This window comes from Erwinia sp. BNK-24-b, from assembly GCF_047456155.1.
GTDB classification, from domain to species: domain Bacteria; phylum Pseudomonadota; class Gammaproteobacteria; order Enterobacterales; family Enterobacteriaceae; genus Erwinia; species Erwinia phyllosphaerae.
Genome location: NZ_CP179901.1, coordinates 3330569 through 3349154, shown reverse-complemented (window position 1 = coordinate 3349154; position 18586 = coordinate 3330569). Strand labels below are relative to the sequence as shown.

Genomic DNA, 18586 nt, shown 5'->3' with positions numbered 1-18586 from the left:
TATGTGGAACAGCGTCCTTTTTGATGGCTATCACTTTATCCTGGCGTTGACGCTGGCCATGGCGCGCATTTTCCCCTGCCTGCTGCTTTCGCCGGTATTCTCTTTTAACGCCATCAAGGGCGGCCTGCGTTCCGGCATCGTGCTGGCGCTGGCGCTGTTTCCTGCGCCAATGATCCAGCAGCAGCTGGCCGTGGACGATCCCTCGCTGTTTCTGCTGGCGGCGCTGGCGCTGAAAGAGGTGATTATCGGCGTTGTTATCGGCCTGCTGCTGGCAATGCCGTTCTGGCTGTTTGAATCGGTCGGCGCGCTGTTTGATAACCAGCGTGGCGCGCTGATGGGCGGCCAGCTTAATCCCCAGCTGGGGCCGGACGCTACGCCGCTGGGTTTTCTGATGCAGCAATCCATCATTCTGCTGCTGGTGGTCGGACTGGGGCTGTCGACCATCACGCAGATTATCTGGGACAGCTACCGCCTGTGGCCGCCGATGCAGTGGCTGCCGCTGCCGAGTGAAGCGGGCTTTCACGCTTATTTACAGCTGCTTGGCGGCATCTTTATGCATATGGTTCTCTACGCCGGGCCGCTGGTGGCGCTGTTACTGCTGGTGGATTTTAGCGTCGGCATTCTCAGCATCTACAGTCCGCAGCTACAGGCAACCGTGCTGGCCATGCCGGCGAAGTGTCTGCTGGGTATGCTGTTTTTTGTGCTTTATCTGCCGATCCTCAACTACGTGGCGGGCGAACGCCTGTTCGATCTGAAAGATTTGCTGCCGCAGCTGGCGGATATATTGGGTAAAGGAGCGCGCTAGTGGCCGAAAAAACCGAAAACGCCACGCCCCAAAAGCTCAAGGAGTCGCGAAAAAAGGGGCAGGTTGGCCAGACGCCGGATATTCCTAAACTGCTGATCTGCATTGGCGTGATGGAAACGATTTTTGCCCTGGTCGACGGCGGGATGCAGCGGCTGGAGGCGATGGTAATGCTGCCGCTTGGCCGCCTTAACGATCCTTTCGGTCATGCGATGCAGGAAGTCGTCATGGATGGCCTGATGGTGCTTTGCTATTTCTGCGGCATCGTCTGCGCGTTAATTTTTCTGCTGCGCGTTATTGGCGGCTGGATCCAGTTTGGACCGCTGTTTGCCACGGAGGCGCTGGCCCCTAAGTTCGACGCCATCAATCCGGTCGGGCATTTAAAGAACATGTTTTCCGCTAAGCAGCTGACCACGCTGATAACCAGCGTGCTGAAGGCGATAGCCATCGGCGCGGTGTTTTATCTGGCGATCAAACCTGACTTGGGACCGCTGGCGCAGCTGGCCTATGGCGAAGATCTTAACGGTTTCTGGCAGGCGGTGCTGGCGCTGTTTATGAAGATAGTGCGGGAAACGCTGGCGCTGCTGCTGGTGTTAAGCTCGGTCGATTTTGGCCTGCAAAAATACTTTTTCCTGAAGCAGCAGCGCATGAGCCATGAAGATATCCGCAATGAATTTAAGCAGAGCGAGGGCGATCCGCACATGAAAGGGCATCGCAAGTCGATGTCGCATCAGATCCTGAACGAAGCGCCCAAACCGAAAAGAGAAGTGGTGGTAGAAGAGGCGGATATGGTGCTGGTTAACCCCACGCATTTTGCCGTAGGGCTTTACTATCGCGCGGGAGAAACGCCGCTGCCGCGCCTGCTGTTTAAAGCCGAAGGCTTCGAAGCGCAGGACATTATCGAAGAGGCAAAAAACCGCCAGATGCCCGTTATCCGCTTTGTCTGGCTGACCCGCACGCTGTTCAGAACGGTTGAAGAGGGCGACTATATTCCCCGCGAGACGCTGAAGGCGGTTGCGCAGGTTTATCGGCTGCTGAAAGAGCTGGAAGACCAGCAGCTGGACAGGGTGCTGGAGATTGAGGAGTAGCGCCGGATGATAAAGCGCACAGATTACGGCTTCGCGGCGGCTTACGGCAGTGAAAACAATAATAGCGCCGGACCTTTAAAGTGTGCAGACGCAGCGGCTTACGGCAGTAAACAAGCGCCGCCGCGCCCGCTTTTTACCCGCAGGGAACAAGACTCAGCCAGCCAGCGCAGCGGCTAAGGATCTGTTCATCATTGGTAATAAAGTGCAGCGCTTCGGCTTTCGCCTGTGCTACCAGCAGCCGATCGAAAGGATCTTTATGCATGGCGGGCAGATCGACCAGGCCGCAAACGTGTCGGGTACTGACGGGAAGCTCCAGGTAGCCCGCCGTCGTCAGCCCCTCCGCCAGCGCGCGAACATCAACACGGAAATCCGCTCTGTGCAGCGCCGCCTTGATGGCTATCTCCTGCAGGCTGGCCGGTGAAAAGTAAAAACGGTTGCCGTCATTGGTCAGGATATCAACGACCTTGGCGTTGAGTTTTTCTGGCTGTCCCGCGACCCAAATCAGCGCGTGCGTATCCAGCAGATAGGCGGCTGAAGGCACCAGGGATAAAGCTTCCTTGCGAACCGACATGGTTATTCTCCCTTAAACAGATCGGCAATAGTGTCCTGGCTCAGCTGGTTAAAGTTGTCCGGGGCCGTGATTTGACCCTGCATAAAACCAAGGCGGAGTGATTTTTCCGGCGCGCTCAGCGGCACAATTTTTACCATTGGCCTGCCGTGGCGGGTAATCAGACAGGATTCACCGCTTTCCGCCACGTGGGCCACCACTTTCGACAGGTGGGTTTTTGCTTCATAAAGGTTCATTTTGTTCATTACTCCCCCAGAAAGTTAGTCAAACTCGGCTGTTAACGTGCAAAAAATAGTCTACGGCCGCCAGTCTTTCTGGTCAAAATAAAGTTGCGTAAAAAAACACCTGCGTCAAATTACCGCCGGATTTTTTCGCTTCCGGCGGCATGACCTGATGTTTACGCTGAATGAATCGATAAGCAAAGCGTGGCGTTGCCGTCCTGCGGCCTCTCTCCAGAAATATTTACTGGTTAACCGCAGCCTGGGAGTAGTCGAAGGGGCCATTACGCATATCCGGCTGCCACCAGATGGTTATCGCCTGGTCGTTTGATACCGGCCGACAGGCGACATCGTTACAGCCAGCGAACTTCGGTTTTGCGCATGCCGTCAGCAACATGCTCAACAGCAAAATAAACAGCGATTTTTTCATTGTCTCCTCCTTAAGGCGACAGCAAACGCGAACGGCCGTTATTTGTTACCGGCGTTGTTAACGAGCTGGTTTGCAGTAGCGATACGCGTCCAGGCCTTGCAGGCGCTTGCGTATCGTAAGCCACATACACTTCCGTAGATTCGCCAGGCTGTAAACGCGTATGCGGCCAGGCGGAAACGGCCAGCGTTCTGTCGCCACGGCAGGAAGACTCATCAAAGCGCGCCTCTTTACCGCTGGTATTGGTGATAACGCCAATGGAAATCTGCATCTCGCTGTTGCCATACCACTGCTGACGCGTGCTGGTGCGGAAAGTCAGCGGAATGTTGCAAAGCGAACTGAGGGAAAGGCCGGACTGGCTGGACTGTAAACCGCCGGGCTGGCGGCTTTCGGCCAGATCCTGCATTGCGCTTTCGATGTTGCGTTTCATATCGCCAGACTGATGGCGGCGGTTAATATCGCGTAACGTGTCGTTGACCTGAGCGCTGTTTTCCGCGTCGACATAGCGTGACGGATCGACCTGATCGCCAATCAAATGCGGGGTAATGATAAACAGACGCTCGCGCTGGGAGGTGGTGTGGTTGTTAGACGTAAACAGCTTACCCAGCAGCGGGATTTTGCCAAGGATCGGCACGCGTTGTTCATCATCGCCGCTCTGTTTAGTATGAAAACCGCCCATGACCAGCGAGCGCTTTTCCTGCACCAGCGCCTGGGTACTGATCACGCCGTTTTCCGTACCCTGGGCGCTGCCGTCTTCATTTTTGTCCAGCTTACCGTCTTCAACATCCACCACCAGCTGTACGGCCGCTTTATCGGGATTGTCGCCGATAGATCGCGGCGTGACGCGCAGGCTGGTACCCGCTGTCACTTCGCGAATATCCGCCACGCGCTCCCCAATTGCGGTAATAAAAGCGGTGTTGCTGAAGTCGATGACCGCCGGCTGGTTTTCCAGCGTCAGGACGGAAGGGTTGGCGATAATCGAAGCCGTCCCTTCGCCTTCCAGCGCCTGAATATCGGCAAAGAAGCGGTTAAAGTCGGTGACGAAAAGCGTGCTGGCGCCGCCAAGCATTGAGGCGCCAGCGGTAACGTTGCCAAACTGTCCTGACCAGTTAGTGGACAGACGCGCCAGCTCGTTGCGATCGATATCAACGATAACCGCATCGATTTCAATCAGCTTCTGCGGCACGTCGATCATTTTCACCAGTTCCTGATATTCGGCGCGCAGCTTTTTGTTATCACGTACCAGCAGAGTGTTATTACGCACGTCGGCAGAGACTTTACCCTGTAAGGTTTGCCCCGGCTGCTGCTCATTGCTGCGCCCGAGGCGAGTATTACGGCCAATCATCTGCTGCATAATGCTGCGGCTTTCGCTCTGCATCGCCTGATAAGGACTGTCGCTGCCGCCACGGCCGTTCTGCGTGGTGGTGGTGCCGTTAGCCGAGCCGTTGCTGTTTTGTCCCAGCAGCTCGTTCAGCATGGTGGCGACGCCCGGCACGACCAGCGTTTGATCGCGATATTTAATGGTGCGATCGGCCACGTCGGCATATTTGAGCGGAAACGCCATCATCTGTTTGTCTTCGCTGGTCTCCGGCTCCGATTTTTTGCTGAACTGTGCAATCAGATCGACATATTTTGGCGGCCCGGTAACCAGCACGACGCCATCATCAGGCAGCTCGCCCCAGCCGAAGCGTGGCTCCAGCAGGCCAACGCCCTGTAGCGCCTGTTTGATATCGGGCGCGGCGTCGGGACTGATTTTCAGTCGGCGCGAGGTCTGCTGTGACTGAGGACTGACGTAAAGCGTGTTGTTGTAAACGAACCACTGAAAACGATGTTCCAGCGCCAGCCGATTCAGAAAAGCCTCGGCGTTATCCGCACGCAGGCGGGCGGTAACGAAAGTGTCGGGCAGGCCCGTGACGTTGGCATCGACACCGTGACTGCTGGCAAAATCCTGCAGGATAACGCTGAGCGGCGTATTGTCTGCAGAATAGGCATAGGCACCATCACGCCACTCTTCCGGCGTGCTGGCATAGCTGTGTGCAGTGCAAAAACCCAGCGCCAGCGCCAGCAGCAGGGGGCGAAAGGGTAAAAAAGCAGACGGCCCAGGCACGTTTCTCTCCTTATTATGGGTGGTCAGCGACCTTAATTAATGGCGTCAATAATCGCTTTACGAATGCCGTGCTTGTACTGGGTATATTGCGAGCTGGCCCAGTTGGCGTTAGAAAGGTCGAGCATTTCGTTCTGGAAGGCATACATATCGCTAACGTTAAACGGCTGGTCCTGGCTTTCCTGGGCAAACTGGTACATATCTTTCTGCGCGTGAACCACCTGACTGGTCAGGCGACGCTGGATCGAATCGTCATAGCTCATCGTTTCAGTCTCCTGTGAGGGTTTGTCGTTAAGTGGCGAAAGCGGGGGGCAGGTTCCGGAATGAAAAAAATATTATTAGGCCAGGCAAGAGGGAAGGGACACTAAGACGGGATGAGCGCGGCGCAAAGCTGTGGCCAGTCAAGACTGAGCTCACCGTTTTCGGTTGCCAGACGCAGGCTGTCGCTGGCCAGCGAGGCGTCACTGATAAGCTGCCAGTCCAGCTGCGGGTGCTGCGTCAGCCAGCTGGCGACTTGCGCCATGCTTTCTGGCGCGCAGTAAAGCGTGGCGGCGGCCTGGCGGCCCTGTGCTTTCAGCAGCTGTTGCAGCATCGCGGCAAGTTGCAGGCTGGCGGGCTGTTCTGCCAGCAGCTGGCTCATCGCCTGCACAAGCAGCGCTTCCGCTTTGGGGATAAGCGCCAGCTGCCATTGTTCCTGCTGCCGCTGCCAGTCGGCAAAAAGCTCGTCAGCCTGCAGAAGAAAAGCCTGCTGCTGCTGCGCGATTGCCGCGTCGCAGCGGGTTTGCGCTTCGGCCAGCATGGCCTGTGCCTGCTGTTCAGCCTCTGCCAGCTTTCGCTGTGCTTGCTGTTCGGCCGCCTGTAGCACGGTCAGCGCCTGCTGATGCAATGCCAGATCTTCTTTGGTCAACAGCGGCCCGGCCAGGAAATGGGGATCGTCCAGTACCGCCAGTTTTTTCTCAATCCACATACGGCATCTTCTCTGACTGCTGGCTCTGCCAGATCGCGGCATCGTACAGCGCGGCGAGTCTGGATGGCGGCAGGGTTAATAAAGGATATTCTTCCAGCTGCTTTACCCACTCCGGCGGAAAACGCAGGCGCAAGCGAGGCCAGCTTTGTGGATGCAGACAGCGCAGCAGCAGCAGGCCGCCCGTCGTCCAGGGCTGAAAACAGGCGGCGCTTAGCCAGCTTTCGCAGCGCAACGCTTTTGCCAGACGGCGGCACCAGATAAGGTCGGCTGCCGTCAGTTCGGGCAGGGTAAGCTGTGGGGCGCAACAGGCTGCCAGCAAAGCCAGCAGGCGCTGCCAGCGGTCGTCGCTGAAAGAGGCCAGCGCCAGGATGCGCGCTTCCGGCTCTGGCGGTAGCGTATAAGGCACGGCGAAACCGGCGGCCACGGCCTGCGGATGCTGCCACGCCAGCATCTGTTGGCTGTCGGGCGGCAAAGAAAAAAAGGCGGACTGCCAGCTTCCATGCGCCTGCTGCCACCAGCCCTGTTGCCACCAGTGCAGCCAGTCAAGGGCCTGTTCCTGCGTCATTATTTACCCGTCGCCGCCGCAGCACTGGCAGGCTTCTCTTTCTTTCTGCCGGGTTTGAAGAGCAGCAGGCCAAAAGCGAGCAGCAAAATAATAGCAAACAGCGCGAATACCCATTTCACCGTGGAATATTCGTCAGGCGAGAGCTGGAAAGGCCCCATTTGCACTACCTCCACGCGGTCTTCATAGGTCTGCGCGGGAACAAAAACGATGGCTAAGTCTTTATCGCTTTTTCCTGCCAGGCCAGGAATGCTGGTGGAGACCATCTGCCGGATGCGTGGTTCGATACTGTCCGGATCGAGACTGTTATGATATTTAATAAACACCGAGGCGGACGCAGGCTGGACAGGTTCGCCGGGTGCCAGTCTTTCCGGCAGCACCACGTGCACGCGAGCCACAACAACGCCGTCAATCTGCGCCAGCGTTGACTCCACTTCCTGCGAGAGGGCGTAAATATAGCGGGCACGCTCTTCCATTGGGCTGGAGATCACGCCGCTTTTCTGGAACACCTCACCAAGATTGGTGCGGGCCTTGCGCGGCAGTCCGGCGGAATCGAGTATTTTGACGCTGCGCTCGATATTTTCCGCATCGACGGAGACGGAGATACCCGCTTTTTCTATGAGTTTTTGTGCCGCAATCTGGTGTTGGTTCAGTTCCGCGATGATATCGTTAGCGTCGTTTTCCGCCAGCCCGCTATAGAGCACGGTTTTGTCGCCGCAGCCTGCAAGACAGAGCAGCAGCGAAAACAGCATTAGCCAGTTCAGCAGAATTTTCATAGCGGCTTATTGTAAGTTGGTCAGTTTATCGATGCTCTGTACGCCCTTAGCGACGATTTTGGCATTCATTAAATTTTCAATGTAATAGTTAGACAGGGCGGCATTCGCCTGGCTGAATTCTAATAAATTAGAAGAGCGGGAGGCTTTCTGTAAATCCTGATAGGCCGTTCTTCTTTGCTGTTCGTTATTATTTAAGGAGTCAGCCAGTCCGGAAAGAAAATGCGTGACTTCCGTTGGCGCAGAAACTTTTTCAACCTGCGGCTCTTTTAGCTGGGCAGAAAAAAAGTCTACGTCGCTTTGTTCTGGCTGTGCTGCGTTATTAATTTGCGGGGTCTGAATTAAATCGGCTTGGGATGAGGTTATTTTCATAAGCATTAACTCGCGCAGGAAAACAAGAAGAGCGCGCGGCGCGGACCGGGACAGGAGGCCCGCGCCGACAGGCTGACTAGTACTGAATTTTTACCTGAGCGGCAGCAGAACCGGCTTTACTGGCGCTGTCCGCGATACCGTTCATTTTGTTGTTCTGCGCATCAAGCTTGGCTTTATCAACCATATCCTGCTGCATCTGGCCCTGAACTTCCTGCATCTGTGACATGAAGCTTGCACCATCAGTTGCGCTTTCTACTTTCGTGGCAGCTGAAGCTGTAGTTGCAATACCGCTGGATACTGAAGACATAGTGTGACTCCCCATTAAATTTAAGTTTGAACATCAGCGTAATCATTTATTAAGTGGGCGTGACGCAAAAAGGGTTCCAAAGAAATTTAATTTATTTTTAGAGTCGGTTCAGGCAACGATATTGAGCAATTTAATACGGTGATATAGCGTGCGTCGTGGAATACCTAATTCATGTACGACGTCATCAATTTTATGGCCATGACGATGTAAACACTCTTTTATCAGGCTGCGTTCAATACGACGTAACCTGTCTTTTAATAGCGTGGCTTCACCGTCGGCTGGCGTAATATCGCAAAGCGGCGGCAGATGCAGAACATGGCGCTCGGCAGCGGCTTTCAGCTCGCGGATATTGCCAGGCCAGCTGTGCAGCAGCAGCGCTTCATCCAGCGCCAGCGAGCGGGGCGGGATAGCCTGCTTCAGCCGCATTGCCGCTTCCTGGGTAAAGCGTCGGAACAGCGGGATAATCAGCTCGGCATGGGAGCGCACCGTGGGCGTCTCTATTTTGATGGTTGAGAGACGGAAATAGAGATCGCGCCGGAAACTGCCAGCCGCAACCAGCTCCGCCAGCGGCGTTTGCGAGGCCGCGATAATACGTAAGTCCAGCGGCACAGGACTGGTAGATCCCAGGCGGTGGATGGCGCGCGTCTCCAGCACCCGCAGCAGCTTGGCCTGTAAAATCAGTGGCATGCTGTCGATTTCGTCCAGGAAAAGAATGCCTTTGTCGGAGGCCTCTATATAGCCGGCGCGGGAGTGGCTGGCACCGGTATAGGCACCGGCAATCACCCCAAACAGTTCGCTTTCCGCCAGGTTTTCCGGGATAGCCGCGCAGTTGACCGCTATCAGCGGGCCTTTTGCGCCAGAAAGCTGATAGATACGGCGAGCCAGCGTATCTTTACCGGTGCCGGTTTCCCCTTCCAGCAGCAGATCTACCTTTAACGGCGCAAGATTATCGATCATGGGATGCAGACTGGCGTGAATATCTGTTCTGATTGTCTCGGATAATCCCGTTTCAGTAAGGAAGGCTGTAACCTTATCGTGATGGAAACTGCCTGGCTGTTTCTCACTACCCGTTACCATATTCTCTCCTGTCTTCCCTTAGACGAATTTTTACAAATTCAGTTAGCAACCTGTTGCAATGAAAAGCAGAAATGACGTGAAGCCAGCAGCGGGCCGCTCAGGGGCGATACTCAATTTTCATTTACTATTTACTAGCCTGAGCCTGAGAGGCTATCAGTTTCCTCTGAAGTTACTGTGGGGATATCCGTGCGGCAACGTAGGGAAATCCCTACAAAAAACGGCGCCGGGAACGGTAAGGTGATGTAAACAAGCGCATTATTTAGATTGCAAAACGTTAAGAATGTGTAATTTAAATTACGCCGATTCAGATTTTATCAGTATGAAATGGAACACCTTCTTGTCGCCTCCCACCCAAAACTGAGACGAAGCCCACGAAACGGGCTGAATTGCGATAGTCATTTCACTAAACAGAGGAAGCGACATGAAAATAGGCGGCGGGTTAAGCGGCGCATTTGGCGGCGGAGCAGCGGGCGGCGCTGAGGATGCGGGTACAGGTGCAGCTAAACTGCTTTCCGGTGAAAGCAATGCGAAGACGGCGGGCAACGTATTGAATTTTGGCTCTTCTTCTTCAAACGGCACGGGCGTAGAGTTCGGCAGTAAGGATGCGCTTACCGAAACCGGCAACGGTCAGTCCACCAGCAGCGAAAGCAGCATCACACAGCTGTTGAATGCCATTATGGAACTGCTGAAAAATAGCGGTGCGAACAGCGATAAATCCGGTTCTGGTTCCGGTACTGGCAACGGTTCTTCAGGCACGCAGGATGCCTCAGGCAGTAGCGACATCATGACCCAGCTGATGGACATGATTAAAAAGATGCTTGGTCAATCTTCTGAAGGAACAAGTTCTGCCGATCAGGGTAATCCCTCATCTTCTTCCGGACAGAGCGGCAACGGATCGCAGGATCAGAGTCAGGACAGCAGCGGACTGGCGGGTAAACTGGGCGGCGCGCTACAGATGCTGGGGCTGGGCGCCATCCTGTCGGCTATCTCCGGAGGGAGTGGCTCGCAGGGAAGCGGCGAGAGTAAGTAGAGCTGCAAATTATTAACATGGTTAGATTTTGTTGAGGGCGACACGGTGTCGCCTTTTTCTTTTAGAGCAAAATGCGCCGGCAAGAAAGGATAGCTGGTCGTCGTCAATCTCACCGTCTCCTGGTGCAGGCTGCTTAATGTTATACGCCTGCGGAACTTCCTGCGCCGTCAGGCCACTCAGGGGCACCGCTCTTTATCAGAGAGATTATTATGCCTTTTCATCTGTTTGGCACACCTTCCGGTTCCAGTCGCCGCAGCCAGCACGCCACTGAATCAAAAGTGATGCTGCCCGGCAAGCCTGGCCTGGAGGGAACGCGCAACGGCCGTATTCTTACCGTAACCGAAAGCCAGCAGCAGATTTTAAAAAAAGCTAACCGGGCCATTGAGGATACGTGGAAAACGCTGGATAAAGGCTCGGCTAATCAGCTCCACGATATCATTCATACACATGGCGGAGCGGTGAAGCGTACGGTGGCGTCACGGGCTGAAGAGAGCTCGGAAGAGAATCTTCCCTGGCGCGCTGCGCGATTCCGTGCCGGAAACTGTGGCGAAATGGCGGCGGTAAACGGACTGCTGCTGGCCTCTGCCGGCATCAACGAGCCGGTTGCCGTTTGCAGCGCGCTGGATGGCGATCACGCTTTTGTGATGGTGGGCGACAGACGGATCAATGGCGAACGGATCTATTCGGATGCCTGGCCGCTGTATGGCCGGGCTGACAAAGAGCAAAATTACGATCTTTCTAAACGCTACCGCATCGTTAAAGAGTATGCGCCACAGGCCGCTAATCCAGAGGTGCGAGAGAGACTGGTACACGGTGAAAAAGCCGGTCGGGAAGAGATAAACGCGCTGTATCAGCGTGAAATGCAGCAGCAGGGCACGCCGATTGCCGATAAAGATCTCAGTTCGCTAAAGCAGATTGCCCGTCGCCACGGCGGGGGGCTTTATCAGCAGTATCAGGCCTCGAAAAATATCAACGTTTACTACCAGACCGATCGCGGCGGGGATGCGACAGAATTGAAGCCAGAGATGAAGCGCTCGGTTTACGAGTCTCGCAGGAGACGTCAGGACGGCGCAACGCGAGAAGAGGTGGCGGAGCTGTTGCGTAACGTCAATCGAGGCGTCAGGTAGATTTCGCACGCTAAAGGAGAAAAAATGGCGGCAAACCGTCTGATAAAATTACTTGCGCCGCTGCTGCGGCAATGGCGAATTGATGTGGAGCAGCTTGAGGCGAGCGAAAGTTACATCATGACGCTTGAGGGGATAACGTTGCAGTGGGAAGAAAGTCCGTTCGACCATCTGACCTTAAGCTGTCTGCTGCCGATGCGGGAAAGCGACTTTGCCAGTGCGGCAACGCTGAACACGCTGCTGCAATGCAATTTGCTGGGACTGGCGCATCCGCCTGTTATTACTGCCACGCTACCGGAACAGCGGCAGGTTCTGCTCTGGACCAGACAGCCGTTTGCCGAGCTTGAGCCGCATCAGCTGACCACGCTGTTTGAGCGTTTTACGGCACAGGCCGAAAGAATGCGCGATTTTTTGCAGTTATCGCCGCAGGTGTAGCTATCGCTGCAGGTACAAAGATAGATTTTTATCAGGCTGTTGGCGACAAACTGTAAAGTCGTCAACAGCCTGAAGAGGAAACCGGCTGGGCCGGGTTTTTTAGTGAGGCTGGTTAAAACCTGCCTTAAGCATCTCATCCCGGAAAGCGTTGGTGATAATGCGGTTGCCGCCGGTAACGGGGTAGATAACGTTATTAATGACGTCATCAAGATAATGTTCGTCAAACTCCTGCAGAGTGAGCGGCGAGCCGCCTTCATCGTTGATAGCGATAGAACCTCTGATATGGTTGCCCGAGTTGTTGGCCTTCAGGCTGTACCTTCCCATGCTGCTGTCGATAGTGCTCATAAGATCTCCTTGTTAACGAGAGGGGTGAGCCCATAGCAAATAGCTCCACTCAGTCTAGCCAGCGGCCCACCGTCTATCGAAGGTACCGCCGTAAAGAAGATGCAAAACGTGATCGCTATCGCGAAAAATCTTTCCTGAACATTTTCATATAACTTACTGATATTTAATGCTTTAAATAGCGGTAAAAAAAAGGTGAGTCAAAGCAGTGGATTAAAGCGAGGCGGCGACCGGCTGAATGCAGGCAGAACCTGTTTCTATGGCGGGCCTGGCGGCATAAGCATTGGTCGAATTTGAAAAGGAGGCAGATTGCTTAGCGAAACGGCAAATCGGAGCGATCGAGGGGAAAAAAAGCAGAGTTAAAAATCTTCTTCTATACTCAAGTCACTACATAGTAGAACTTTTTTTAACCGGCTGAGGAAAATGGAATGAAGATTATTCTCTGGATTATTGCGATTATTTTTATTGTCGGCCTGCTGACGCTTACTGGTGTCTTTAAAGTGCTCTTCTGATTGTATGGGGTGGCAATACGCCCGTATTGTCACCTTTTGCCCGAAGGTTTGGTCGCTCCCGACGCGTAGGGAAGTTTCTCAACGGTGGGTGAAAGCGAGCGGAATATTTCTCTCTCTTCGATTTTGTCAGCCGCGACTACCGTACGAAACAGGCAATCTTTTAAGGTGACGGGTTTCCGGCAATACGCGCAAATTGCTCCGTGATGATTACCAAAACGGTCGCCGCTAAAGGTAAAGATAATTTGTGTGTGTCCGCACTTCCAGCAGCGTATTCTCACATCGGCTCCTTAAGAAAACAGTCATTGCTAACCAGGATTAATCTTACCAAAAATTGCCGTGCGATCGATAAAGATTGTTTATCATTTTCGCTGATTGATATTAACCCATAACAACATGATTCAAAAGATATAACCTCGCACTTTAGTCTTTTTTACAATTGCCGCACGATTAGCATCCTTTGTTTTAACGCTTTTATTTTGTTTTTTGCTCAAATAATCATTAATAGCGCTAAATAAATGATGTAGATCAATTCATATTAATTAAAGATGTGCTTTCGAACGCGGGTTGCTGAAAATCTGGCCGGAAAAGATCGGCAGGTTATCTGTTAAGAAAGCGTTTTAAAAAGCGGTCGTAAAAAAGCTAAGACTAAAATCTGTTCAATGTGCATTTATGAAAGCCGCCCCCAAAATAATTACAATGCCGGTTAATTTAACAACGCGGCTGGCTTTGCTACTTCACTGAAAAAAAGCCACGCGATTTTTTAACAACACCTTCGCGATCGGTAGCTTGAACATGAAACTTTCCCGTCTCTCTCTCTTTACGCTGAGCCTGTCTGGCGTACTAAGCATTGCCACTCCGCTACAGGCGCAAACATTAGGTTCAGCCATTTCAGGAACCTGGCAAGACTTCAGCAGTAAAGTCGCTACAACCTGGGATCAACCGCAGGGCTACGATCTGTATGTACCGGCCATTACCTGGCACAACCGCTGGACTTATGACCAACAACATATCGATAAATATAATGAACGCCCGTGGGGCGCGGGTGGCGGCATCTCGCGTTACGATGAAAAAGGGAACTGGAACGGCCTTTACCTGATGGCGTTTAAGGACTCATTCAACAAATGGGAGCCGTTTGGCGGCTACGGCTGGGAAAAAATATGGCGACCGCTTAACAATCAGGACGTCCGCCTGGGGCTGGGCTATACGGCAGGGGTAACGGCTCGGGATAACTGGAAATATATTCCTGTTCCGGCAGTTCTGCCTCTTGCCTCAATAGGTTACCGCAAAGCCACCTTTCAGATGACTTATATTCCGGGAACGCACAACAATGGCAACGTCTACTTTGCCTGGCTGCGCTGGCAGTTTTAACGGCGGAAATTATGCGGAATTATAATGTATCTGCAAAAAAGGCGATATTTATCACTTTTTCGTAAAAGGCCACTGGACAAAAGCCTCAGCAATTGCTGTACTAACTGTCGACACAGTTTAGTGTCCATTTTTCATGTAAAGGTAATATAGATGTCTAAGATCAAAGGTAGCGTTAAGTGGTTTAATGAGTCCAAAGGATTCGGTTTCATTACTCCTGAAGATGGTAGCAAAGACGTGTTCGTACACTTCTCTGCCATCCAGAGCAACGGTTTCAAAACTCTGGCTGAAGGTCAGCGCGTAGAGTTCGAAATCACCAACGGTGCCAAAGGCCCATCTGCTGCTAACGTTGCCGCCATTTAAGTTATCAGACAGAATTTTAAAAACCCGCCGAACGGCGGGTTTTTTTTGCCCGTTTTATGCTGCAACGTCAAAAAGAAAAGAACTGGCCGAGCCACGCACCTGCTGCCACCAGCGAAACTATGACGGCTGCTGCCTCCGCGAACGTACGGGGTAATGCCTGCATTTCGTCGCCTCCCTCTGTGTTTGAGTAAAGAGTGTGGCAAAACATTATTAAAGAAACATTAATCATTCATTACATGCAGGCACCTTGCCCGCATCGCCGCCAGCGGATAAAAACGGCCGTAACATATCCCCTTAGCGCCGGGTTGCTTATCGCGCCGCGCAGGCTATATAACCTGTACGGTAGAACGTTTCGCAGACCCGCCGAGCTGAATTCTGGAGGTAAAATGAAAATCCGACTGGCAACAATGCAAGATAGTTTTGTCCTGAGCGCCCTGCTAACCGAACTGGGCTACGCCAACACAGAAGATTTTATCGAGCGGCGCCTGGCGCAGATGATGGACGACAGGTCCGAGCATCTGCTGATAGCCGAGCGGGACGGTCGCGCGCTTGGTTTCCTTTCCTTGCATTTTATCCCGCAGCTGGCGCTGGCCGGTGATTTCGCTCGTCTCAGCTATTTTTGCATTGCCGACGGCAAGCGCAGCGAAGGCGTCGGCCAACAGCTCCTGAAGCATGCCGAGCAGCTGGCAAAAGATCGCGGCTGCGACAGGGTAGAAGTGCACTGCCACGAACACCGCACCAAAGCGCTCGCCTTCTACGCTCGTGAAGGCTATAGCGAATCTCCGCGCTATCTGATTAAAACGCTGGTCGATTAGCGGGAACCGCCGCTTGCCAGCATCAGCGCCTCGGCTATTAACGGGATACCTTGCTTGCCCGCATCAGCGTCTGGGCTATTAGTATTAGCGGGATACCGTGCTTGCCAGCATCAGCGCCTCGGCTATTAACGAGAACCGCCGATTGCCAGCATCAGCGCCTCGGCAATGCTTTCTACCTTTTCAGCCGTCATCATTGAGGTGCTGACCCGAATAAACTGCTTATTGCCAGGGCTACAGCGCTCGCCCGGCAGCACGGCGATGCCCCTTGCCGCCAGGGTAATCATAGCGAACTGTTCTGACTGGACCGGCAAACAGAGGCTTAGCCCATCGCGATCCGGCAGCGTCAGGCCACGTTTTGCCAGCGCGTTCAGCAATAGCCTGCGGCGCTGCCGGTAAACCTCACGCGCGTGCTGAATGTGTCGTTGCGTGGCGTCATCCTGCAACATCCAGGCCACCGCCTGTTGCAGAATACGGCTGGTCCAGCCCGCGCCAAAGTTACGCCATGATTGAATACGTTTAACCAGGTCAAGGGGACCGGCAAGTACCGCCAGGCGCAGATCGGGCCCGTAAGCTTTCGAAAAAGAATGCACGTGCAGCGTACGCTCCGGAAACCAATGGCCCAGGCTGAAGCAAGGATGCGCAGACAGGTCGCCGATACCGTTATCTTCAACGATCAGTATGGAAGAGCCTGCCAGTACTTTTGCCAGCTCTTCGCTACGGGCCTGGCTAACGCTGTGTCCCGTTGCCGAATGGGTCGTTGGCTGGTAGATCATTGCCGTTGCGCCCTTACTGAGCAGCATCGCCAGCGCACCGGGTAACGGGCCATGTTCATCGCAGGCCAGCGGCATAATTTCAGCTTCGACATTGTCCAGCATATCAAGCAGACGCGTAGCGGTAGGATCTTCAATAATGACTTTCTCACCGGGACGGAACAGCGTTTGCACAATTCCGTTCATCGCATCGAAACCGCCATCGGTAGCCAGCCAGGCTTCGGCCTGAAAGGGCCAGCGTGGTTTGACCGCGGCCAGCAGCGCAGGGGAGATCGCGTCCCGCTGATAGCTGTTCAGTAACGGGCACTGAATACCCTGTAGCATTGCCGCTTGCAGATCCGGCAGCAAGGCGGGATCGGGGGAAGCCATTGCTAAATCGGCACGGATAGCATCGCCATAATTGCCAATCTGCTCAAAACGTACCGGGCGCGGCGTCAGATAATTACCGCAGACGCGGATACCGCTTCGGCCTTTTCCCGTCACTACTTTCTGTCGTTTTAACTGCCCCCAGGCAGCCGAAATGGTGGCCGGACTGACGCCCAGCGCTTCGGCCAGCTCTCTGACCGAGGGTAAATGCGTCCCCACCGGAATTTCCCCGGTATGAATCAGTGTTGCCATCTTCGCCGCAATACCTTTTACCGACACATCGGTAAGACGCGCGGTAAACCATGTCAGGTCGACCATAAGAAATCCATTTGTTCAGTAACAAAGTAATTATTGTACAGTTAATATTATCGTCTTAGTATCGAAAACAGACAAAAACTGTTGTTTATTTGCGCGCCCTTCGTGGCCGCTTTACCAAGACGGGAAAAGAGAAATGGTGACGATCCGCTTAGCGGTACGGGACTGGGACTATTTTACGCCGCTGGCGCTTGGCGACATCAGGCCGGAAGGGTTTGCGCTGGAGGTGCACCGTGTGGAAACCCTGGTCAACGATCTTGCCGACAGCGGCTATGATGCTGCGGAAGTTTCTTTTAGCCGCTATGCTCAGCTCAGGGCGAAAGGGGATTGCTCGCTGCTGGCGCTACCGCACTTTTTAATGCGGGGGTTTCGTCAGCGCTGCATCATCACGACAGAATACAGTCCATTGATTTCGCTCGATCGGTTAAAAGGCAAAAGGATTGGCGTAACCGGCTGGCAGGATTCCGGCAATACCTGGACGCGGGCACTGCTACGTGAAGCGGGAGTAGAGGTTGAGGATGCCTTCTGGTTTGCCGGACGGTTAACCGCCGCGCATCCTGTCGTTGACCGGCTGGGCGGTTTTGGCCGTGCAGGCCGTATTGAAGCTGCGCCAGGCGAACACCCGCTTATTGACCTGCTCAAAGCTGGCGAGCTGGATGCGGTCTTCACGCCTTTTATGCCGCAGGGATTTTTCAACGGCTCCGGCCTGCGCCAGCTGCAAAGCGATTTCCGCGAGGCGGAGCTGGCGTATTTTAACCGGGTTGGCTATATCCCTGGCCATCATATCCTGGCCGTTAAGCCTGACGTTGCCCGACAGCATCCCCATCTTCCCGCCGAGTTGAGCAGAGTTATCGACGAGTCCGCTCGCCTCTGGCACGAAAAACGCGAAAAGTATGCTGATACCACGCCCTGGCTGCTCGATGAGCTGCGACGAACCGCGCAAGATTTACCTGCCGACTGGAACAGCAACGGGCTGAGCGCTAACCATAAAATGATTAGCGATTTTGCCAGCGAGCTTTTCGCACAGAAAATTACCGCTCAATGCCTTACGCCGGAAGCGTTATTTCCGGCCGCGGCCAACGGAGGTTTATGATGAAAGTCGCTTCGGGACAATTTGCGGTCAGCCGCGAATGGCAAGAGAACGCGCAGACCTGTATCCGCTTAATGAAGCAGGCACAGGCTGGCGGGGCCGATCTTCTGGTGCTGCCGGAAGGCGTGCTGGCCCGCGATATTGCCGATCCGGACCTGGTCTTAAAAGCCGCACAGCCGCTGGATGGCCCCTTTTTATCGTTAATTTATGCCGCCAGCCGCGGTAACTCACTGACAACCATGATGACCATTCACGTGCCGACCGACAGCGGCAAAGCGCTGAATGTGCTGCTCGCCATTCGCAACGGTGAAATCATCGCCCGCTACGACAAGCTGCATCTCTACGACGCCTTTGCTATGCAGGAATCCCGCAACGTCAACGCCGGCAATGAAATACCGCCGCTGGTGGAAGTGGCGGGCATGAAGGTTGGACTGATGACCTGTTACGACGTGCGTTTCCCTGAACAGGCTCGCCGGCTGGCGCTGGACGGTGCCGAGGTGCTGATTCTGCCAGCCGCATGGGTCAAGGGGCCGCTGAAAGAGATGCACTGGGAAGTACTGGTCACGGCTCGCGCGCTGGAAAACACCTGCTATGTGGTGGCCGTTGGCGAGTGCGGGCCGCGCAATATCGGCTGTAGCCTGACGGTCGACCCGCTGGGCGTAGCCATAGCGAAAGCCGCCGAAGCGCCGATGTTGCTTTTTGCGGAGTTAGATCCTGCCCGGATCGACCATGCGCGCCACGTGTTGCCCGTGCTTGAAAATCGCCGTTTTGCCCGTCCTGAACTTAATTAAGCG

General features: G+C 54.2%; 23 protein-coding genes. 10 read left to right on the top strand and 13 right to left on the bottom strand.

The window, feature by feature from the left end; all coding sequences use genetic code 11:
- The first annotated feature begins 1 nt into the window (after nt 1).
- Nucleotides 2-805, top strand: a complete 804-nt coding sequence (sctT, locus tag ACMGGR_RS15335) for a type III secretion system export apparatus subunit SctT (protein WP_246761440.1) — start codon at nt 2-4, stop codon at nt 803-805.
- Nucleotides 805-1890: a type III secretion system export apparatus subunit SctU gene (gene sctU, locus ACMGGR_RS15330; protein WP_414147256.1), complete on the top strand. Its 1086-nt coding sequence runs from the start codon at nt 805-807 to the stop codon at nt 1888-1890. The genes sctT and sctU overlap by 1 nt, the downstream gene beginning before the upstream one ends.
- A 133-nt stretch (nt 1891-2023) precedes the next feature.
- Here the strand turns inward: sctU and ACMGGR_RS15325 are convergent, their stop codons facing one another.
- From ACMGGR_RS15325 to ACMGGR_RS15275, 11 genes are all read right to left on the bottom strand, one after another.
- Nucleotides 2024-2461: a type II toxin-antitoxin system VapC family toxin gene (locus tag ACMGGR_RS15325; protein ID WP_414147255.1), complete on the bottom strand. Its 438-nt coding sequence runs from the start codon at nt 2459-2461 to the stop codon at nt 2024-2026.
- A 2-nt stretch (nt 2462-2463) separates the two neighbouring features.
- The gene (locus tag ACMGGR_RS15320) at nt 2464-2703 is read right to left on the bottom strand and encodes a type II toxin-antitoxin system Phd/YefM family antitoxin (protein WP_246761443.1); all 240 of its coding nucleotides are present in this window, start codon (nt 2701-2703) and stop codon (nt 2464-2466) included.
- 217 nt (nt 2704-2920) lie between these two features.
- Nucleotides 2921-3106, bottom strand: coding sequence for an HrpT family type III secretion system protein (gene hrpT, locus ACMGGR_RS15315; protein WP_246761444.1), 186 nt, complete (start codon nt 3104-3106; stop codon nt 2921-2923).
- Nucleotides 3107-3116: 10 nt separating this feature from the next.
- Nucleotides 3117-5210: a type III secretion system outer membrane ring subunit SctC gene (gene sctC / locus ACMGGR_RS15310; protein WP_246761445.1), complete on the bottom strand. Its 2094-nt coding sequence runs from the start codon at nt 5208-5210 to the stop codon at nt 3117-3119.
- Between the two features lie 32 nt (nt 5211-5242).
- Nucleotides 5243-5470, bottom strand: a complete 228-nt coding sequence (locus ACMGGR_RS15305) for a type III secretion protein HrpF (RefSeq protein WP_246761446.1) — start codon at nt 5468-5470, stop codon at nt 5243-5245.
- A gap of 101 nt (nt 5471-5571) precedes the next feature.
- Nucleotides 5572-6174 carry a type III secretion system stator protein SctL gene (gene sctL / locus ACMGGR_RS15300; RefSeq protein ID WP_414147254.1) on the bottom strand — a complete coding sequence of 201 codons (603 nt, stop codon included), beginning with the start codon at nt 6172-6174 and terminating at the stop codon, nt 5572-5574.
- Entirely contained in the window at nt 6164-6739 is a 576-nt protein-coding gene (locus ACMGGR_RS15295; protein ID WP_414147253.1) for a type III secretion protein HrpD, read from the bottom strand. Before ACMGGR_RS15295 ends, sctL begins: the two co-directional genes overlap by 11 nt.
- Nucleotides 6739-7512 carry a type III secretion system inner membrane ring lipoprotein SctJ gene (gene sctJ / locus ACMGGR_RS15290; RefSeq protein WP_246761449.1) on the bottom strand — a complete coding sequence of 258 codons (774 nt, stop codon included), beginning with the start codon at nt 7510-7512 and terminating at the stop codon, nt 6739-6741. Before sctJ ends, ACMGGR_RS15295 begins: the two co-directional genes overlap by 1 nt.
- Before the next feature lie 6 nt (nt 7513-7518).
- The gene (locus ACMGGR_RS15285; protein WP_414147252.1) at nt 7519-7881 is read right to left on the bottom strand and encodes an EscI/YscI/HrpB family type III secretion system inner rod protein; all 363 of its coding nucleotides are present in this window, start codon (nt 7879-7881) and stop codon (nt 7519-7521) included.
- A gap of 76 nt (nt 7882-7957) precedes the next feature.
- Nucleotides 7958-8107: a hypothetical protein gene (locus tag ACMGGR_RS15280; RefSeq protein ID WP_246761451.1), complete on the bottom strand. Its 150-nt coding sequence runs from the start codon at nt 8105-8107 to the stop codon at nt 7958-7960.
- 189 nt (nt 8108-8296) lie between these two features.
- On the bottom strand, nt 8297-9265 hold the full coding sequence (locus ACMGGR_RS15275; protein ID WP_246761452.1) for a sigma 54-interacting transcriptional regulator: 969 nt from the start codon (nt 9263-9265) through the stop codon (nt 8297-8299).
- Nucleotides 9266-9686: 421 nt separating this feature from the next.
- Here ACMGGR_RS15275 and ACMGGR_RS15270 point away from each other — a divergent pair, with 421 nt between their 5' ends.
- The 3 genes from ACMGGR_RS15270 to ACMGGR_RS15260 all read left to right on the top strand — a co-directional run bounded on the left by ACMGGR_RS15270 (nt 9687) and on the right by ACMGGR_RS15260 (nt 11854).
- Complete coding sequence (locus tag ACMGGR_RS15270) at nt 9687-10295, top strand: hypothetical protein (protein WP_414147251.1); 609 nt, start codon at nt 9687-9689, stop codon at nt 10293-10295.
- 209 nt (nt 10296-10504) lie between these two features.
- A complete protein-coding gene (locus ACMGGR_RS15265) occupies nt 10505-11422 on the top strand; it encodes a hypothetical protein (RefSeq protein WP_414147250.1) in 918 nt (305 codons plus the stop codon).
- Between the two features lie 24 nt (nt 11423-11446).
- Entirely contained in the window at nt 11447-11854 is a 408-nt protein-coding gene (locus tag ACMGGR_RS15260) for a CesT family type III secretion system chaperone (protein ID WP_246761455.1), read from the top strand.
- A 99-nt stretch (nt 11855-11953) separates the two neighbouring features.
- Here the strand turns inward: ACMGGR_RS15260 and ACMGGR_RS15255 are convergent, their stop codons facing one another.
- Complete coding sequence (locus ACMGGR_RS15255) at nt 11954-12199, bottom strand: hypothetical protein (RefSeq protein WP_246761456.1); 246 nt, start codon at nt 12197-12199, stop codon at nt 11954-11956.
- A gap of 1301 nt (nt 12200-13500) precedes the next feature.
- Here ACMGGR_RS15255 and pagP point away from each other — a divergent pair.
- The 3 genes from pagP to ACMGGR_RS15240 all read left to right on the top strand — a co-directional run bounded on the left by pagP (nt 13501) and on the right by ACMGGR_RS15240 (nt 15251).
- Nucleotides 13501-14076, top strand: coding sequence for a lipid IV(A) palmitoyltransferase PagP (gene pagP / locus ACMGGR_RS15250; protein WP_246761457.1), 576 nt, complete (start codon nt 13501-13503; stop codon nt 14074-14076).
- Nucleotides 14077-14226: 150 nt separating this feature from the next.
- Nucleotides 14227-14436, top strand: a complete 210-nt coding sequence (gene cspE / locus ACMGGR_RS15245) for a transcription antiterminator/RNA stability regulator CspE (protein WP_004156612.1) — start codon at nt 14227-14229, stop codon at nt 14434-14436.
- A 386-nt stretch (nt 14437-14822) separates the two neighbouring features.
- Nucleotides 14823-15251, top strand: a complete 429-nt coding sequence (locus ACMGGR_RS15240; RefSeq protein WP_246761458.1) for a GNAT family N-acetyltransferase — start codon at nt 14823-14825, stop codon at nt 15249-15251.
- A 125-nt stretch (nt 15252-15376) separates the two neighbouring features.
- Here ACMGGR_RS15240 and ACMGGR_RS15235 read toward each other — a convergent pair whose 3' ends face one another.
- The gene (locus ACMGGR_RS15235) at nt 15377-16705 is read right to left on the bottom strand and encodes a PLP-dependent aminotransferase family protein (protein WP_414147249.1); all 1329 of its coding nucleotides are present in this window, start codon (nt 16703-16705) and stop codon (nt 15377-15379) included.
- 133 nt (nt 16706-16838) lie between these two features.
- On the opposite strand from ACMGGR_RS15235, the gene ACMGGR_RS15230 reads away from it, so the two are divergent.
- Nucleotides 16839-17795 carry a nitrate ABC transporter substrate-binding protein gene (locus ACMGGR_RS15230; protein WP_414147248.1) on the top strand — a complete coding sequence of 319 codons (957 nt, stop codon included), beginning with the start codon at nt 16839-16841 and terminating at the stop codon, nt 17793-17795.
- Nucleotides 17795-18583, top strand: a complete 789-nt coding sequence (locus ACMGGR_RS15225; RefSeq protein WP_414148977.1) for a deaminated glutathione amidase — start codon at nt 17795-17797, stop codon at nt 18581-18583. The genes ACMGGR_RS15230 and ACMGGR_RS15225 overlap by 1 nt, the downstream gene beginning before the upstream one ends.
- Nucleotides 18584-18586 lie beyond the last annotated feature (3 nt).

What these genes read in the sequence shown, in the direction of transcription:
- sctT (WP_246761440.1), top strand. Translation starts at nt 2, where the DNA reads ATGTGGAACAGCGTCCTTTTTGATGGCTATCACTTTATCCTGGCGTTG.
- ACMGGR_RS15325 (WP_414147255.1), bottom strand. Translation starts at nt 2,461, where the DNA reads ATGTCGGTTCGCAAGGAAGCTTTATCCCTGGTGCCTTCAGCCGCCTAT.
- ACMGGR_RS15320 (WP_246761443.1), bottom strand. Translation starts at nt 2,703, where the DNA reads ATGAACAAAATGAACCTTTATGAAGCAAAAACCCACCTGTCGAAAGTG.
- hrpT (WP_246761444.1), bottom strand. Translation starts at nt 3,106, where the DNA reads ATGAAAAAATCGCTGTTTATTTTGCTGTTGAGCATGTTGCTGACGGCA.
- ACMGGR_RS15305 (WP_246761446.1), bottom strand. Translation starts at nt 5,470, where the DNA reads ATGAGCTATGACGATTCGATCCAGCGTCGCCTGACCAGTCAGGTGGTT.
- sctL (WP_414147254.1), bottom strand. Translation starts at nt 6,174, where the DNA reads ATGTGGATTGAGAAAAAACTGGCGGTACTGGACGATCCCCATTTCCTG.
- ACMGGR_RS15295 (WP_414147253.1), bottom strand. Translation starts at nt 6,739, where the DNA reads ATGACGCAGGAACAGGCCCTTGACTGGCTGCACTGGTGGCAACAGGGC.
- sctJ (WP_246761449.1), bottom strand. Translation starts at nt 7,512, where the DNA reads ATGAAAATTCTGCTGAACTGGCTAATGCTGTTTTCGCTGCTGCTCTGT.
- ACMGGR_RS15285 (WP_414147252.1), bottom strand. Translation starts at nt 7,881, where the DNA reads ATGAAAATAACCTCATCCCAAGCCGATTTAATTCAGACCCCGCAAATT.
- ACMGGR_RS15280 (WP_246761451.1), bottom strand. Translation starts at nt 8,107, where the DNA reads ATGTCACAGATGCAGGAAGTTCAGGGCCAGATGCAGCAGGATATGGTT.
- ACMGGR_RS15275 (WP_246761452.1), bottom strand. Translation starts at nt 9,265, where the DNA reads ATGGTAACGGGTAGTGAGAAACAGCCAGGCAGTTTCCATCACGATAAG.
- ACMGGR_RS15270 (WP_414147251.1), top strand. Translation starts at nt 9,687, where the DNA reads ATGAAAATAGGCGGCGGGTTAAGCGGCGCATTTGGCGGCGGAGCAGCG.
- ACMGGR_RS15265 (WP_414147250.1), top strand. Translation starts at nt 10,505, where the DNA reads ATGCCTTTTCATCTGTTTGGCACACCTTCCGGTTCCAGTCGCCGCAGC.
- ACMGGR_RS15260 (WP_246761455.1), top strand. Translation starts at nt 11,447, where the DNA reads ATGGCGGCAAACCGTCTGATAAAATTACTTGCGCCGCTGCTGCGGCAA.
- ACMGGR_RS15255 (WP_246761456.1), bottom strand. Translation starts at nt 12,199, where the DNA reads ATGAGCACTATCGACAGCAGCATGGGAAGGTACAGCCTGAAGGCCAAC.
- pagP (WP_246761457.1), top strand. Translation starts at nt 13,501, where the DNA reads ATGAAACTTTCCCGTCTCTCTCTCTTTACGCTGAGCCTGTCTGGCGTA.
- cspE (WP_004156612.1), top strand. Translation starts at nt 14,227, where the DNA reads ATGTCTAAGATCAAAGGTAGCGTTAAGTGGTTTAATGAGTCCAAAGGA.
- ACMGGR_RS15240 (WP_246761458.1), top strand. Translation starts at nt 14,823, where the DNA reads ATGAAAATCCGACTGGCAACAATGCAAGATAGTTTTGTCCTGAGCGCC.
- ACMGGR_RS15235 (WP_414147249.1), bottom strand. Translation starts at nt 16,705, where the DNA reads ATGGTCGACCTGACATGGTTTACCGCGCGTCTTACCGATGTGTCGGTA.
- ACMGGR_RS15230 (WP_414147248.1), top strand. Translation starts at nt 16,839, where the DNA reads ATGGTGACGATCCGCTTAGCGGTACGGGACTGGGACTATTTTACGCCG.
- ACMGGR_RS15225 (WP_414148977.1), top strand. Translation starts at nt 17,795, where the DNA reads ATGAAAGTCGCTTCGGGACAATTTGCGGTCAGCCGCGAATGGCAAGAG.